At 66.1% G+C, this 15,102-nt stretch carries 15 protein-coding genes; 4 read left to right on the top strand and 11 right to left on the bottom strand.

The window, feature by feature from the left end:
• Positions 1–87: 87 nt before the first annotated feature.
• The 3 genes from U5768_RS11670 to U5768_RS11680 are packed head-to-tail and all read right to left on the bottom strand — an operon-like array spanning position 88 to position 3,110.
• The gene (locus tag U5768_RS11670) at positions 88–867 is read right to left on the bottom strand and encodes a phosphoadenylyl-sulfate reductase (RefSeq protein ID WP_322030552.1); all 780 of its coding nucleotides are present in this window, start codon (positions 865–867) and stop codon (positions 88–90) included.
• Positions 864–1,400, bottom strand: a complete 537-nt coding sequence (locus U5768_RS11675) for a DUF934 domain-containing protein (RefSeq protein WP_322030553.1) — start codon at positions 1,398–1,400, stop codon at positions 864–866. Before U5768_RS11675 ends, U5768_RS11670 begins: the two co-directional genes overlap by 4 nt.
• 30 nt (positions 1,401–1,430) lie before the next feature.
• The gene (locus tag U5768_RS11680; RefSeq protein ID WP_322030554.1) at positions 1,431–3,110 is read right to left on the bottom strand and encodes a nitrite/sulfite reductase; all 1,680 of its coding nucleotides are present in this window, start codon (positions 3,108–3,110) and stop codon (positions 1,431–1,433) included.
• A 247-nt stretch (positions 3,111–3,357) separates the two neighbouring features.
• Here U5768_RS11680 and U5768_RS11685 point away from each other — a divergent pair, with 247 nt between their 5' ends.
• Both U5768_RS11685 and U5768_RS11690 read left to right on the top strand, forming a co-directional pair.
• Positions 3,358–4,299, top strand: a complete 942-nt coding sequence (locus U5768_RS11685; protein WP_028210583.1) for a CysB family HTH-type transcriptional regulator — start codon at positions 3,358–3,360, stop codon at positions 4,297–4,299.
• Positions 4,300–4,405: 106 nt separating this feature from the next.
• A complete protein-coding gene (locus U5768_RS11690; protein ID WP_322030555.1) occupies positions 4,406–5,572 on the top strand; it encodes an ABC transporter substrate-binding protein in 1,167 nt (388 codons plus the stop codon).
• Positions 5,573–5,607: 35 nt separating this feature from the next.
• Here the strand turns inward: U5768_RS11690 and U5768_RS11695 are convergent, their stop codons facing one another.
• The 8 genes from U5768_RS11695 to U5768_RS11730 form a co-directional block, all read right to left on the bottom strand.
• Entirely contained in the window at positions 5,608–5,889 is a 282-nt protein-coding gene (locus U5768_RS11695; RefSeq protein WP_322030556.1) for a type II toxin-antitoxin system RelE/ParE family toxin, read from the bottom strand.
• Positions 5,890–5,891: 2 nt separating this feature from the next.
• Positions 5,892–6,215, bottom strand: coding sequence for a type II toxin-antitoxin system RelB/DinJ family antitoxin (locus U5768_RS11700; RefSeq protein ID WP_322030557.1), 324 nt, complete (start codon positions 6,213–6,215; stop codon positions 5,892–5,894).
• A gap of 187 nt (positions 6,216–6,402) precedes the next feature.
• Entirely contained in the window at positions 6,403–7,551 is a 1,149-nt protein-coding gene (locus U5768_RS11705; protein ID WP_322030558.1) for a Gfo/Idh/MocA family oxidoreductase, read from the bottom strand.
• Between the two features lie 25 nt (positions 7,552–7,576).
• Positions 7,577–8,626 carry a sugar phosphate isomerase/epimerase gene (locus tag U5768_RS11710; RefSeq protein ID WP_322030559.1) on the bottom strand — a complete coding sequence of 350 codons (1,050 nt, stop codon included), beginning with the start codon at positions 8,624–8,626 and terminating at the stop codon, positions 7,577–7,579.
• Positions 8,627–8,640: 14 nt separating this feature from the next.
• Positions 8,641–9,609, bottom strand: a complete 969-nt coding sequence (locus U5768_RS11715; RefSeq protein WP_322030560.1) for a substrate-binding domain-containing protein — start codon at positions 9,607–9,609, stop codon at positions 8,641–8,643.
• A gap of 98 nt (positions 9,610–9,707) precedes the next feature.
• Positions 9,708–10,730 (bottom strand): ABC transporter permease, encoded by a 1,023-nt coding sequence (locus tag U5768_RS11720; protein ID WP_322030561.1) that lies wholly within the window; start codon positions 10,728–10,730, stop codon positions 9,708–9,710.
• Positions 10,711–12,198, bottom strand: coding sequence for a sugar ABC transporter ATP-binding protein (locus tag U5768_RS11725; protein ID WP_322030562.1), 1,488 nt, complete (start codon positions 12,196–12,198; stop codon positions 10,711–10,713). The genes U5768_RS11720 and U5768_RS11725 overlap by 20 nt, the downstream gene beginning before the upstream one ends.
• Before the next feature lie 126 nt (positions 12,199–12,324).
• On the bottom strand, positions 12,325–13,419 hold the full coding sequence (locus U5768_RS11730) for a LacI family DNA-binding transcriptional regulator (RefSeq protein ID WP_322030563.1): 1,095 nt from the start codon (positions 13,417–13,419) through the stop codon (positions 12,325–12,327).
• A gap of 260 nt (positions 13,420–13,679) precedes the next feature.
• On the opposite strand from U5768_RS11730, the gene U5768_RS11735 reads away from it, so the two are divergent.
• Together U5768_RS11735 and U5768_RS11740 are read left to right on the top strand one after the other, a co-directional pair.
• Positions 13,680–14,333 carry a protein-L-isoaspartate O-methyltransferase gene (locus U5768_RS11735; RefSeq protein ID WP_322030564.1) on the top strand — a complete coding sequence of 218 codons (654 nt, stop codon included), beginning with the start codon at positions 13,680–13,682 and terminating at the stop codon, positions 14,331–14,333.
• 71 nt (positions 14,334–14,404) lie between these two features.
• Positions 14,405–14,728: a rhodanese-like domain-containing protein gene (locus U5768_RS11740; protein WP_322030565.1), complete on the top strand. Its 324-nt coding sequence runs from the start codon at positions 14,405–14,407 to the stop codon at positions 14,726–14,728.
• Positions 14,729–15,102: the final 374 nt, after the last annotated feature.

The raw sequence follows: 15,102 nt of genomic DNA on the forward strand, positions 1-15,102 counted from the left end.
CGTTTATTCGCGCCCTTTTTACAGGCGCGCAGTACTCGGTATTCGGTCGCGCGCCGGCATTCAAAAGCGGCGCGACAAAACTCAATCTTAGTTCGCCTGGCTGATCGACGACACTTCGGACGACACTTCGGCGACCGGAATGGCGGACACAGACGTAATGTGCAAGCCACATTCCTTCGTGTCGCGCGATTCCCACCACCAGCGTCCCGCGCGGCTGTCTTCGCCGGGTCGGATCGCGCGCGTGCACGGCTCGCAGCCGATGCTCGGGTAGCCGCGCGCATGCAGCGGGTTCACCGGCACCTCGAAGGCGCGCAGGTAAGCCCAGACATCGTCTTCGGTCCAGTCGGCGAGCGGATTGAACTTGTCGATGTTGCGCGCTTCGTCGCGTTCTTCCTCGTGCAGTTCCGCGCGCGTGACCGACTGCTCGCGGCGCTGCCCCGTGACCCACGCGGAAACGTCCGAGAGCGCGCGATTGAGCGGCTCGACCTTACGGATTTCGCAGCAGCGCTTGCGCAAATCCACGCTCTCGTAGAACGCGTTCAGGCCGTGCTGGGCGGCGTATTCGTCCACGGCGTCCTGTTGCGGATGAAACTGCTCGATCTCGTAACCGTAGCGCTCGCGCACCACGTCGAGCATGCCGAGCGTTTCCGCGTGCAGACGGCCCGTGTTCAGCGAGAAGATGCCGATTTTTACGCCACGCGAAAGGATCGCGTGAGTGAGCAGCATGTCTTCCGCTGCGAGGCTGCTCGCCAGCTTCACGTTGGCGTGACGCGCGGCAATCGAATCGAGCAGCGCGTCGAGGCGCTCGATCTTCGCCTGCAGCTCAACCGCGATTTCGCTCGCTGCCGTGGAAAAAGCGGTACTCATGCTGCCGCGCCTTGCTGGGCCACACGGCGGCGGAACAGCGGCGACGGCTCGTCGAATGCGCCCTGGTATTGCACCGTGAACTCGGTGAACGCCTTGAGCGCGTCGTGGATGTCCTTATCGGCGCGCACGGCGAACGCGTCGAAGCCGCAGCGCTCGTGGAAACGCAACTGGTCGCGCAGCACGTCGCCGATCGCGCGCAGTTCGCCCTTGTAGCCATAGCGCTCGCGCAGCAGGCGGCCGATCGAAAAACCGCGGCCGTCGCGGAACACGGGGAAGTCCACGCCGATCACGGCGAGCTTGTCGAAGTCGGCGGCGATATCGGCCGGCTCGCTGTCCGGCGCGAGCCACACGCCGAGTTCGTCCTTGCCGCGCGAAGCGACGAGCGCGTCGCGCTGCGCCTGCCAGTACGCGAGCGGAACCAGCACCTTGCCCGCGGGCAGCGCCGGCACTTCGGGCAATGCGCCGTCTTCGGCCGCACGCACGACTTGCCAGTTGTCTTCAACGATCTCGCGTTTTTTGATGATCAATGCCATTGCTCGTATCTCGTCTCTCGTTGCGTGCGGTTAAGCGTGGGCCGCCTGGCGCGATGCGTAGACGCGCTCCTTGAAGGGCGCGATGCCCACGCGGTCGTACGTGTCGATGAAGCGCTCGCCGTCGATACGCAGTTCGACGAACGTGTCCACGACCTTCTGGATCACGTCGGGCATCTCTTCCGCCGAGAACGACGGCCCGATCACGCGGCCGAGACGCGCGCCGTTGGCGCCGTTGCCCTGCTCGCCGCCGAGCGACACCTGATACCACTCCGAGCCGTCCTTATCCACGCCCAGAATGCCGATGTTGCCGACGTGATGGTGACCGCACGAATTCATGCAGCCCGAGATATTGAGCGACAGGTCGCCGAGGTCGTAGACGAAGTCGAGGTTGTCGAAACGCTCCTGGATCGCCAGCGCGATGGGGATCGACTTCGCATTGGCGAGCGAGCAGAAGTCGCCGCCCGGGCACGCGATGATATCGGTCAAGAGGCCGATGTTGGCCGTCGCGAAACCTTGCGCCTTCGCCTTTTCCCACAGCGCGAACAGGTCGCGCTTCTTCACGTCGGCGAGAATCAGGTTCTGCTCGTGCGAGACGCGGATCTGGCCGAACGAATATTCGTCGGCCCAGCCGGCCACGGCTTCCATCTGCACGTCGGTGGCGTCGCCAGGCGCGATGTTGCGCGGCTTCAGCGAGATCGTGACCGACGAATAGCCCGACACGCGGTGCGGGCGCACATTGCGCTCTACCCAGCGCGCGAACGCGCGGTCTTCCAGCAGATGCTTTTCGTACGACGTATCGGTGTCGGCGAGCTTTTCATACGCCGGCGGCACGAAGTACTGGGAGACGCGGTCGACTTCTTCCTGCGTGAGCGTCGAGGGGCCGTCCTTGAGGTGCTGCCACTCTTCTTCGACCTGCTCGGCGAATTTCGCGGGCGAGAGCGCCTTCACGAGAATCTTGATGCGCGCCTTGTACATGTTGTCGCGGCGGCCATAGCGGTTGTACACGCGCAGCACGGCTTCGCAGTAGGTCAGCAGATGCTGCCACGGCAGGTCGCGCTTGATGATGGCGCCGACGATCGGCGTGCGGCCGAGGCCGCCGCCCGCGAGAATGCTCGCGACGATTTCGCCCTGCTCGTTGCGATCGAGGTAGACGCCCAGATCGTGGATCTGCACGGCGGCGCGGTCTTCCTTCGTGCCCGACACGGCGATCTTGAACTTGCGCGGCAGCCACGCGAACTCGGGGTGGAACGTCGACCACTGGCGCAGGATTTCGGCCCACGGGCGCGGATCGACGATTTCATCGGGCGCGACGCCCGCGAACTGGTCAGCGGTGATATTGCGGATGCAGTTGCCCGAAGTCTGGATGCCGTGCATCTGGACGGAAGCGAGCTTGCGCAGGATTTCCGGCGTCTCTTCGAGCTTGATCCAGTTGTACTGGATGTTCGAGCGCGTCGAGAAATGGCCGTAGCCGCGGTCGTGCTCGCGCGCGATCGTGGCGAGCATGCGCAACTGGTCGCTGCGCAGATTGCCGTACGGAATCGCGATGCGGTGCATGTACGCGTGGCGCTGGTAGTACAGGCCGTTTTGCAGGCGCAACGGGCGGAATTCTTCTTCGCTCAATTCGCCCGACAGGCGGCGGCGAACCTGGTCGCTGTATTGCGCGACGCGTTCGTCGACGATGGTCTGGTCGTACTGATCGTATTGGTACATTCGGGGACCCCAGGGTTGGTTCAACGCGGCGTTCCGGTTACGCCGCGCTCCGACTTCTCGACTACGCTCTCTTTCCGCGCTGTCCTGCCTCTAGAGGCGGTCGCGTCCTTCAGGCGCGCCGGTCATTTGTTAATGACCAAAACAGATATCCATATTGGAAAAGTTGGAGGAATGGTAATAAACTCGCCTTATATTTCAAACGACTCAAAAATCAGGTCGATATGCCAATAGGTAATAAAGGTTATCTATGAACCTCCACCAGTTCCGCTTCGTGCGCGAGGCCGTGCGCCAGAATTTCAACCTCACGGAAGCGGCGAAAGCTCTGTATACAAGCCAGCCGGGGGTCTCCAAGGCGATCATCGAGCTGGAGGACGAGCTTGGGGTCGAAATCTTTACGCGCCACGGCAAGCGCGTGCGCTCGCTCACGGAGCCGGGCCGGATCATCCTCGCGTCGGTGGAGCGCATCCTTCAGGAAGTGGAAAGCTTGAAGCGCGTGGGCAAGGACTACGCGGCGCAGGACCAGGGCAACCTCACCATCGCGGCCACGCACACGCAGGCGCGCTACTCGCTGCCTGCCGCCATCGCGGAATTCAAGCGGCGCTTTCCGAAGGTGCATCTCTCGATCCTGCAAGGCAGCCCAACCCAGGTCGCGGAAATGGTGCTGCACGACCAGGCCGACCTCTGTATCGCGACCGAAGCCATCTCGGGCTACAAGGAACTGGTGTCGCTGCCCTGCTTCACGTGGCATCACGTGGCGGTGATGCTGCCCGATCACCCGCTGCTCGAACGCAAGCCGCTTTCGCTGGACGATCTGGCCCAATATCCGCTGATCACCTACGACAATGCGTTCGCCGGGCGCACCAAGATCAACGACGCGTTCCGCCTGCGCGCCCTCTCGCCCGACATCGTGCTCGAAGCCATAGACGCCGACGTGATCAAGACCTACGTGGAGCTTGGCCTGGGCGTCGGGATCATGGCCGATATCGCCTTCAACGCCGAGCGCGACCGGCACCTGCGCGCGGTGCCCGTGGGGCATCTGTTCGGCAGCAATGTCACGCGCGTGGCGCTCAAGCAGGGCGCTTACCTGCGCAGCTATGTGTATACGCTCGTCGAACTGCTTTCGCCGAGTTTGAACCGCAAGCTCATCGAGCAGGCGCTCAAGGGCGAGCACGAGACTTACGAGCTGTAGCGGTCTATCCGGCTCGTTGCCGGGCCGCGCCGGAACAAAAATCAGACACAATCCGCATTACAAGAACATCACTTCTCGCTTCCCTTTACGCCTGGAGACTCAACGGATGAAGCTGTACACGTCATTGCGCCCGCTCGCCGCGGCGGCCACGCTTGCTGTTGCGATATTCGCTCCGGCGGCCCACGCCGACATCAAGATCGGCATCGACCTGTCGAGCACGGGGCCGGCCGCCGCCATCGGCATCACGAGCAAGAACGCCATGCTCATGTGGCCCGACACTATCGCGGGTCAGAAGGCCGACTACATCGTGCTCGACGACGGCTCCGACCCAGGAGCGGCCGTGCGCAACATCCACAAGCTCATCAACGAAGACCACGTGGATGTGATCGTCGGGCCGAACATCACGCCGGCGGCACTCGCGGCGCTCGACCCGGTGGCGCAAGGCAAGACGCCGATGATCACGCTGGTCGGCTCCGGTTCGGTGGTCGAGCCGCAGCAAGGCGCACGGGTGTGGGCGTTCAAGATGGCGCAAACCGACGCCGCGATGGCCGACGTCATGACACGCTACATGGCCGCGCACGGCGTGAAGACCGTGGGCTTCATCGGCTTCGCGGACAGCTATGGCGATAGCTGGCTCAACGAATTCACGAAGTACGCGAAGGAACGCAACATCCAGCTCGTGGCGACCGAGCGCTACAACCGCACCGACGCGAGCGTGACGGGCCAGATCCTCAAGCTGATGGCGGCCAAACCCGACGCCATGCTGATTGCCGGCGCCGGCACGCCGACCGTGCTGCCGCAACGCACGCTGATCGAGCGCGGCTACAAGGGGCCGATTTACCAGACGCATGGCATCGCCACGCCTGAATTCATCAAGCTGGGCGGCAAGGACGTGGAAGGCACGCTGTTCCCGACCCAGCCCGTGGTCGTGGCGCGCACGCTGCCGGCGGACCAGCCGGCGCAAAAGGCGGCGCTCGCCTTCGTCGATGCGTACGAGGCGAAGTACGGCCCGGGCACGGTCACACAGTTCGCAGGCGACGCGGCAGGCGTATACCCGCGCTTGCAGGACGCCGTGGCACGCGCGCTCAAGACCGCGCAGCCGGGCACCGAAGCGTTCCGTGTGGCGTTGCGCAGCGAACTGGAGCACGCGCACGAAGTGGTCGTGCCCAACGGCATGGTGAACACGAGCCCGACCGACCACGTGGGCCTCGACCAACGCGCGAGCGTGATGGGCACGGTGCGCGGGGGCAAGTTCGTGTATCTGGGCCAATAAGCGCTGCGCGACGCACGGCGGCGCCCTGCCGCCGTTCAGTCGACCGTGTCCGGCCAGCGGCGCGAGCTGTGCAGGACACGCAATATCGTGAGCGACTCGTTCGCGTACCGGTAGGCGAGCACGAACGGTGTGGATTCGACCACCAGCTCGCGCGTGCCGCCCACGCGGCCCACCCGGCCCAGGTTGGGAAAGTGCCGCAGACGCCGAACAGACGCCGAAATCCGTTCGTCCCACACGATCGCCCTGCGCGGGTTGTCTGCCACGGTAAAGTTGAATGTCGCTTCGCGGTCGGCCAGCGCGAGTGGCGACCAGCACACCTTCAACTTTTCGCCTTGCGGTTGCGCGCCGGCTCGGGCTGGCCGGCCGCCGCCGCGCGGCGCATCGCGAAGTGCGCCTCCACCTCTTCGTCGGCCACAGCCGGCCGCGGGTCTTCCAGCGCTTCGCGCACCTTCGCCCGGAACCACGCGTCGTGCGCCACCGGATCGACGGCGAAATCGAACGGCAACGCGCCCTCGTTCGCAATGCGCGTAAGCAGAATGCGCACGGCGTCCGATACCGTGAGCCCCATGTTGTCGAGCACTTCGGCCGCGCGCTGCTTGAGCGCGTGATCGATGCGAACCTGTACCAATGCGTTTGCGTTCATCGACTCACTCCCTGGTCTGGTCGCCGGCCGTGGGGCTAGCCTTGCGGCTGACCTCGTGGCCGACCTTGTCGAGTACGCATTGTAATTCAATTGAATGACATTAGACATGCTGCACCTTTGAAGCGGGTTAAACATGTCGCAAGTTTCGCTGCCCGGCTCTGCGCGCTCAATTCATCCGAATGGCCATTCACGGCCGCACGATATCGCGCCACGCGCCGTTCGCCGCGCTGCTCGCCAGCACGGCCTCGATGAAGCGCAGCCCTTCCACGCCGTCGTCGACCGTGGTCAGCAACCGGCTCCCGGGCGGCGCTGGCTCGCCCGCCTCGCGCGCGCGTATCTGCGCGGCGGCGTCGCGATAGAGTTGCGCGAACGCCTCCAGATAGCCCTCGGGATGCCCGGGCGGCACACGCGTCGCATGCAGCGCGGCGGCCCCCGTCACGCGGCCGCGCGTCAAGCGCTGCGCCTCGCCGCCCTGCGGAGTGAACCACAGCACATTGGGTTCTTCCTGATCGAACGCGAGCGCCGCCTTCGTGCCGTACACGCGCAGCCGCAACGCGTTCTCCGCGCCGCTCGCCACCTGGCTCGCCCACAGCATGCCGCGCGCGCCGTTGGCGTAGCGCAGCATGGCCTGCACGTGATCGTCCACGCGGCGACCGGGAACGAAGGTATGCACTTCGGCAGCAAGCGATTGCGGCACGAGCGCGCTCACGAACGACGCGAGGTGATACGCATGCGTGCCGATGTCGCCCAGGCACCCCGCCGGCCCCGCGAGCGCGGGATCGGTGCGCCAGACGGCCTGACGGTTCGCGCCGCCCTGCTCGACCGGGTTGGCGAGCCAGTCTTGCGCATACTCGACCTGCACGATGCGCACCTCGCCGATCTCGCCCGCTTCGACCATCTCCCGCCCATGCCGCGCAAGCGGATAACCCGAATACGTATGCGTGAGCGCGAACACGAGATTCGCATCGCGCGCGTGCTGCGCGAGCGCCTCGCCCTCGGCGAGCGAGACCGCGAGCGGCTTGTCGCAGATCACATGAATGCCCGCCTCCATGAACGCATGCGCAACCGGCGCATGCAGATGGTTCGGCGTGACGATGGCCACGGCGTCGATGCCATCCTCGCGCGCACCTTCCACGCTCGCCATCTCGCGCCAGTGCGCATAGCTGCGCGCGAGTCCGAGCGCCTCGGCGCTCGACTGCGCGCGCGCCGCATCGGAAGACAGCGCGCCGGCGACGAGTTCGAAGCTATCGTCGAGCCGCGCCGCGATGCGATGCACCGCGCCGATAAAAGCGCCCTCGCCGCCGCCGACCATCCCGAGCCTGAGTCTTCGTGTCATCGCCTCGCTCCCTCGAAGATCGCGTTCACAGCCCGAGCACGGCCTTGAGCTGCGCCGCGTCGACGCCGCTGCCCGCGAAGTCGTCGAACGCGTGCTCGGCCACGCGGATGATGTGCCGCTTGATGAACTCCGCGCCCTCGCGCGCGCCATCGTGCGGATGCTTGAGCGCGCACTCCCATTCGAGCACCGCCCAGCCCGGATAGTCGTACTGCGTGAGCTTCGAGAAGATCGCGCCGAAGTCGATCTGCCCGTCGCCAAGCGAACGAAAGCGCCCCGCGCGTTCCACCCATCCGCTATAGCCGCCGTACACGCCCTGTTTGCCCGTGGGGCGGAATTCGGCGTCCTTCACGTGAAAGGCCTTGATGCGCGCGTGATAGATGTCGATGAACGCGAGGTAATCGAGCTGCTGCAGCACGAAGTGGCTCGGGTCGTAGAGGATGTTCGCGCGCGGATGCTCGTTCACGGCCGCCAGAAAGCGCTCGAACGTCACGCCGTCGTGCAGGTCCTCGCCCGGATGCAGTTCGTAGCAGACGTCCACGCCCGCTGCGTCGAACGCATCGAGAATCGGCCGCCAGCGGCGCGCGAGTTCGTCGAAGGCGGCTTCGACGAGACCCGCCGGCCGCTGCGGCCACGGATAAACGTACGGCCACGCCAGCGCGCCCGAAAACGTCACATGCGAGGCGAGGCCGAGGTTCTTCGAAGCGCGCGCGGCCAGCATCAACTGGTCGATGGCCCACGCCGTGCGCGCTTCGCGTTTGCCGCGCACCTGCGGCGGCGCGAAGCCGTCGAAGAGCAGGTCGTAGGCGGGATGCACGGCCACGAGCTGCCCCTGCAGATGCGTGGAAAGCTCGGTGATCGTCACGCCCGCGTCGTCGGCCTGCTGACGCAGGTCGTCGCAATACGCCGTGCTCGACGCGGCCTGCGCGAGATCGACGAGGCGCGCGTCCGCGGGCACCTGGATGCCCTTGTAGCCGAGCTGGGCCGCCCAGCCGGCCATGTGCCCGAAGCTGTCGAACGGCGCGTCGTCCCCGAGAAACTGCGCGAGGAATATGGCTGGGCCCTTGATCGTCTTCATCGCAAGCCTCGTGCTTAGAACGGCGAATCCGGGAAGTAGAACTGCTTCGCGTTCTCTTTGGTGATGAGCACCGACGGGATGATCGTCGTGGGCGGCAGCGCCTTGCCCTGCAAGCGCGCTTCGGCCGTGAGCTTGATCGCGTCGTAGATGAACTTCGGCGAATACGACACATCGGCCTTGATGAGCGGATCGCCGTCCATCACGCGCTTGACCATCTCCTTCGACCCGGCCCCGCCGAACACGATCTTGATGTCGTTGCGCTTGGCCTGGTCGATCGCCTTGAGCACGCCCACGGCCATGTCGTCGTCGGCGGCCCAGACGGCGTCGATATGGTTGAAGCGCGTGAGGTAGTCCTGCATCGTGCGGAACGCGTCGTCGCGGTTCCAGTTCGCATACTTCGCGTCGAGGATCTTGATGCCCGGATAGTTCTTCATGACCGACGTGAACGCGTTCCAGCGCTCGTTGTCGAGCGTCGTGGGAATGCCGCGCAGCGCGACGATATTGCCCTTGCCGCCCAGTTGCTTCGCGAGGTATTCGGCGGGAATCTTGCCGAACGCGGTGTTGTCGCCGGCCACGTAGGCGTCCTGCGCGCTCTTGTCGGTCAGGCCGCGATCGACCACCGTCACGTACACGCCCTGCTTCTTCACCTGAGCGACCGGCTGCGTGAGCGAGGCCGATTCATACGGAAAGATCACGAGCGCATTGATCTTGTTGACGGTCACGAGGTCCTGCAACTGGTTCGCCTGGTCGGGCGCGTTCGCCGCCGTCTTGACGATGACCTTCAGGTCCGGGTGTGCCTTTTCGAGTTCCTTCTTCGCCTCGTTCGCCCACCAGACGATGCCGCCGGTGAAGCCGTGGTCGGCCGTGGGAATGGCCACGCCCAGCGTGACCTTGTCGTCTGCGCGCGCCGCGCCCGCGCCGAATGTCGCCGCTACGCCAAGCGCCAGCGCGCCCGCACACATCGTTCGAATCATCTTCTTCATGATGCTGTCTCCTATGCGCTCCCGCGCCCGTTCTTGCGTTGAGTGTTCGCTGCCTCCTTCGACTGCCCGACTGCCTTGCCAAATCTGCTTCGACATCCTTATCGTCTGCCGCGCTGCAGGAATGCCACTGCGATGATCGCCACGCCCTGCACCGCCGCGTTCAGATACACGCTGATGATGCTCGTGAGATTGAGAATATTGGCGATGACCGAGAGCAGCACCGCGCCGACCACGGTGCCCGCCACGCGCCCCTCGCCGCCCTTGAGCGCGGTGCCGCCCACCACCACGGCGGCGATCGCCTCCAGCTCCCACAGCAAACCGGTAGTGGGCGTGGCGGAGCCGAGACGCGGCACGTACAGGACGGTCGCCACGCCCACGCACACGCCGAGCAGCACATACGTCGCGCACTTCACGCGATCGACGCGTATTGCCGCGTAACGCGAGACCTGTTCGTTCGAGCCGATCGCCTGCACGTGCCGCCCGAACGCCGTGCGGTTGAGAATGAGCGCGCCGCCCGCGGCCGTGAACGCGAACACCCACACAGGCACCGGAATGCCGAAGAGGCTCGCGTAATACACCGGTCCGTAGAGATCGACGAGATTGTTCTGCAGCGTGAGCGCGCCGCCGTCGGCGAGCCACGTGAGCACCGAGCGGAAGATGCCGAGCGTGCCGAGCGTGACGATGAACGGCTCGATGCGTCCGCGCGTGATCAGCAAACCGTGCGCGAGCCCGAACAGCGCGCCCAGCACGAGCGCGATCGCAATGCCGATCGCGACGATCGCAAGCGGCGCCATGGCGTGTTCGCTCGCGGCGAGCGTATTCATCACCCAGATCATGACGCCCGCGATGAGCGCCGCCATCGAACCGACGGAAAGATCGATGCCGCCCGAAATGATCACGAACGTCATGCCCACGGAGATGATGCCGATGAACGACGTGCGCGTGAGCACGTTGAGCAGGTTGCCCGCCGTGGCGAAATCGCGGTTGAGCAGCGTGCCGAGCACGCATAGCAGGATCAGGCCGATGAGCGGCCCGACGCCCGCGAGCCGGTGCACGAATCGCGCCGCGGCCGAGCGGGCGCCACGGCCTTCGGCGGCCGCGTCAGTGGGTGCCGGTTGCATGAGCGATCAGCTCCTCTTCGTTTAGATGTTCGCGCCCGAGCGTGGCGACGAGGCGGCCCGCGCGCATCACGGCCACGCGATGCGCGAGCCCGATCAGCTCGACGAGTTCGGACGAGATCACGACGACCGCGCGCCCCGAAGCCGCGAGCCGCTGGATCAGGAAATAGATGTCGCGTTTCGCGCCCACGTCCACGCCGCGCGTGGGTTCGTCGAGCACGATCACGCGCGGGTCGGGCTGCAAAAATTTGGCGAGCGCGAGCTTCTGCTGGTTGCCGCCCGAGAGCATGCGCGCGCGGCTGTCGAGGTCGCCCGTGCGGATGCCGAAATCGCGCACCGCCTTTTCCAGCGCGCGGCGGCCGGCCTTCAGGTCGAGCAGCGGATGGCCGTAGCGCTCGAGCGTCATGAGCGTGAGGTTGTCCTGCAGCGTGAGGTTCATGTGCAGCCCGCGTCCTTTTCTGTCTTCGCTCAGGTACGTAATGCCGTGGCGCATCGCGTCGCGCGGGTGGCGCAGCGTCACGGCGCGGCCGTCGATCTCGATCTCGCCCGCGTGCTTGTGGCGCAAGCCCACGATCGCCTCGAACGCCTCGCTGCGCCCCGCGCCCACGAGCCCGGCGAAACCGAGGATCTCGCCCGCGCGCACCTCGAAGGAGAGATCCTCGACCCAGCCCGGCACCGAGAGATGCGTCACGCGCAACGCCACGGGCGCTTGCGCGGGCGCTTCGCCTTTCTCGGGAAACATGTCGGAAACGTCGCGGCCCACCATGAGGTTCGCCATCTGCTGGCGCGCGAGCCCCGCCGTCGCGCTCGCGGCCACGAAGCGGCCGTCGCGCATCACGACCACGTCGTCTGTAATGCTCTCCACTTCGTCGAGCTTGTGCGAGATGTAGACGAGCGTCGTGCCGGCGGCGCGCAGCTTCGTCATCAGCGCGAAGAGGCGCGCGGTTTCGGCGGGCGTGAGCGTGGCCGTGGGCTCGTCCATGATGAGCAGGCGCGCGTGGCGCGAGAGCGCCTTGGCGATCTCCACCAACTGTTTTTCGGCGACGATCAGATCACGCACCTTCACGTCCGGGTCGCGCGCGAGGCCCACCTGCGCAAGCAGTTCGCGCGCTTCGCGGCGCATGGCGGCGTCGTCGACGAGCCAGCCTTTGCGCTTTTCGTGGCCGAGGAAGATGTTCTGCGCGATGGTCAGATGCTCGGCCAGATTGAACTCCTGGTGGATCAGCACGATGCCGGCGGATTCGGCCTCGCGCGATCCTGCGAAGCAGCGTGGCGCGCCGTCCACGAGCATTTCGCCCGCGCTCGCTTCCTCGTAGCCCGCGAGGATCTTCATGAGCGTGGACTTGCCCGCGCCGTTCTCGCCCAGCAGCCCGTGAATGCGCCCCGGCGCCAGCTCGAAGCTCACGCCGTGCAGCACGCGCACGGGACCGAAGTCCTTGCGGATGTCGTTGAACTTCACGGCGACGCTCATAAGCGTGCGCTCCTCCAGTGGCCTTGTCGGCGGGTTTTGGCAGGCGGCTTTTTTCGCCGCCTGCCTCGACACCGCTGGTCTCCCCTGCTATGTATTCGCTGATGTTTTCCGGCTTGTTTGCGTGCCTCACCCGCTCTCGCGCACCACGAGCCGGTGCGGCAGCAGCACGCCCGGCACGCTCGCGCGCGGGTCGGCGAAACGCCGCAGCAGCAGGCGCGCGGCCGTCTCGCCCAGTTCCCGCATGGGCTGTGCGATCGTCGTGAGCGGCGGGTCGATCTGCGCGGCCAGCGCGATATCGTCGAAGCCGACCACGGCGACGTCGCGCGGCACGCGCCGTCCCGCGCCGCGCAGCCCGTTCACCACGCCCACCGCGAGCGTGTCCGACACCGCGAAGATCGCGTCGGGCGCCTCGGCCGCCGGCAACCGCATGAGCGCGGCGGCAGCCTGCGCGCCCGCATCGTAGTCGAGGCAGTTCACGTTCACGCGCCAGGCGTCGCGCATCGCGATGCCCGCCTCGGCCAGCGCGTCGCGCCAGCCGTCGCGGCGCTGCTGGGCGTAGAGATAGTGCTCGTCGGAGTTGATGAGCGCGACACGTCGCCGCCCCTGCGCGATCAGATGACGCACCGCGTCGTGCGCGGCCCGGTAGTTGTCGATGCCCACATACGGCACGCCCACGTCCGGGTCGAACTCGCAGCAGGCCACCCACGGCAGCGCCGTCGATTCCGCCGCCGTCGCCTGCGCCGTCACCTGGTTAGCATGCTGCACGGTGGCCGGGTCGAGGCAGATCGCCCCGTCCGCGCGATGGCGGCGCAGCAGGTCGAAGTAGCCGCGCTCGCGCCCGGCGTCGGCGCCCGTGTCGCACAGCAGCAGGAAAAAACCGTGCTGGCGCGCGACGCTGTCGATGCCGCGCACGATCTCCGCGTAAAACGGGTTGCCGAAGTCGGGCACCATGGTCAGGAGCAGGCGGCTTTCGGCGGTGCGCAGGTTGCGCGCGAGTTCGTTCACGCGATAGCCGCTCGCCTCGATTTCGGCGAGCACGCGCTCGCGCGTCGCCGCGCGCACGTTCGCGTGGCCGTTGAGCACGCGCGAGACCGTCGCGACCGAAACGCCCGCGCGCTGCGCCACCGCCGCGATCGAGCCGCCGCGCGCGGCGGTGGCGGCGGTGTGGGCGCCAGCCGCTTCGTCTTGCGGTTGCGCTGATCGGGACGAGCGAAGGGACATAGGCCGGGACAATCGCGCCGTGAAATGTAATCGATTACATTTTTGGTACGAGAACCGCAAAACCGCAAGGCTCGCGAAGCCAGGACAAACACCGATCCGTTAATGGCGTGGGAACCGGCCCCAGCAGCGTCTCCCGCTGCCGGCGGCGCGGCCGGGCCAGAGGCCGGTTTGCTACAATTCTCCGATTGCCCGTCGCCCTTTTTGCCGGGCTTTGACCGAACCAGTCCCGACCACAACGCCGATTACAACGCCGAGTCATCATGAACATCGAACAAGCGCGTTTCAACATGATCGAACAGCAGATTCGCCCCTGGGAAGTGCTCGACCAGGACGTGCTGAACCTGCTCTCGATCGTCAAGCGTGAGCATTTCGTCCCCGAGGTCTATGCCGCCCTCGCGTTCGCCGACCTCGAAGTGCCGCTGCCGAACGACCAGCACATGCTGGCGCCGCGCGTCGAGGCGCGCGTGCTGCAGGAACTCGCGGTGAAGAAGCACGAAAGCGTGCTGGAAATCGGCGCGGGCTCCGGCTACATGGCGGCGCTGCTCGCGCACCGGGCGCAGAAGGTGCTGACCGTGGAGATCGACACGGAACTCGCCGAATTCGCGCGCGCGAACTTCGTGAAGAACGGCGTGCTCAACGCCGAAGTGGTGCTCGGCGACGGCGCGCGCGGCTGGGCCGCGAATGCGCCGTACGACGTGATCTGCGTGTCGGGCGGCCTGCCGGTCGTGCCGCAGGAACTGCTCGAACAGCTCAAGGTGGGCGGGCGTCTCGCCGCTTTCGTGGGCGGCGCGCCCGTCATGGAAGCGCAGATCATCACGCGCATCGACGAAAAGCAGTACCGCATTGCCGGCGTGTTCGAGACGTACGTCGAACCCCTGCAAAACGCCGTGCATCCGCCGCGCTTCAAGTTCTAAGCGCGCGGCCAACCAGTCGCATCGCCGGGCGCCTTCGAGGTGGCCCGGCCTTTTACCCGATCGAGTGTTCCATGCAGAATCTGACCGCCCCCGCCCTCGCCGAATGGCTTGCCGACACCGGCCGCCCGGCCCCCGTGCTGCTCGACGTGCGCGAGCCGTGGGAAATCGAAACGGCGAAGATCGCCGGCAGCACGTCGATCCCCATGCGCGAGATTCCCGCGCGCAGCGAGGAACTGGACGACGAAGCGCAGATCGTCTGCATTTGTCACCACGGCGCGCGCAGCGCCCAGGTGGCGATGTTCCTCGAATCGCGCGGCTACACGAAGGTGTTCAACCTGCAAGGCGGCATCGACGCGTGGTCGCGTCAGGTCGACCCCAAGGTGCCGACGTACTAAAGAGACTCACGTCAGCTAACTGGAAGGGCGCGGCTCACTGGCCGCGCCCTTTGTCATTTCTGGCCCGCTTGAGTGTGGCTCCGCACGCATGCACAACGATGCAGCGCGCCCTCGCGAACCCCTCTCCCCGCTTCATGCACGCACGCACTGAGTCGATGCAGCGCGCCCGAACATGCATCTCGCTGCACCACAATCGCCCGCCCGTTGCGCTCCCCGCGATGCGCCCCGCATCGCCGCGCGCCTTATGGCGCAAGCCTCGCGCTTTACCTTCGCGCTGGCACAACGCTTGCAGAAGGGTGTACGCAAGACTGGCCACACACACCGGGCGGCGCGCAAGACCATAAACAACCCACGCGCCACGGCCCACGACTCAC

It is taken from the genome of Paraburkholderia sp. J76 (assembly GCF_905220295.1).
Lineage (GTDB): Bacteria > Pseudomonadota > Gammaproteobacteria > Burkholderiales > Burkholderiaceae > Paraburkholderia.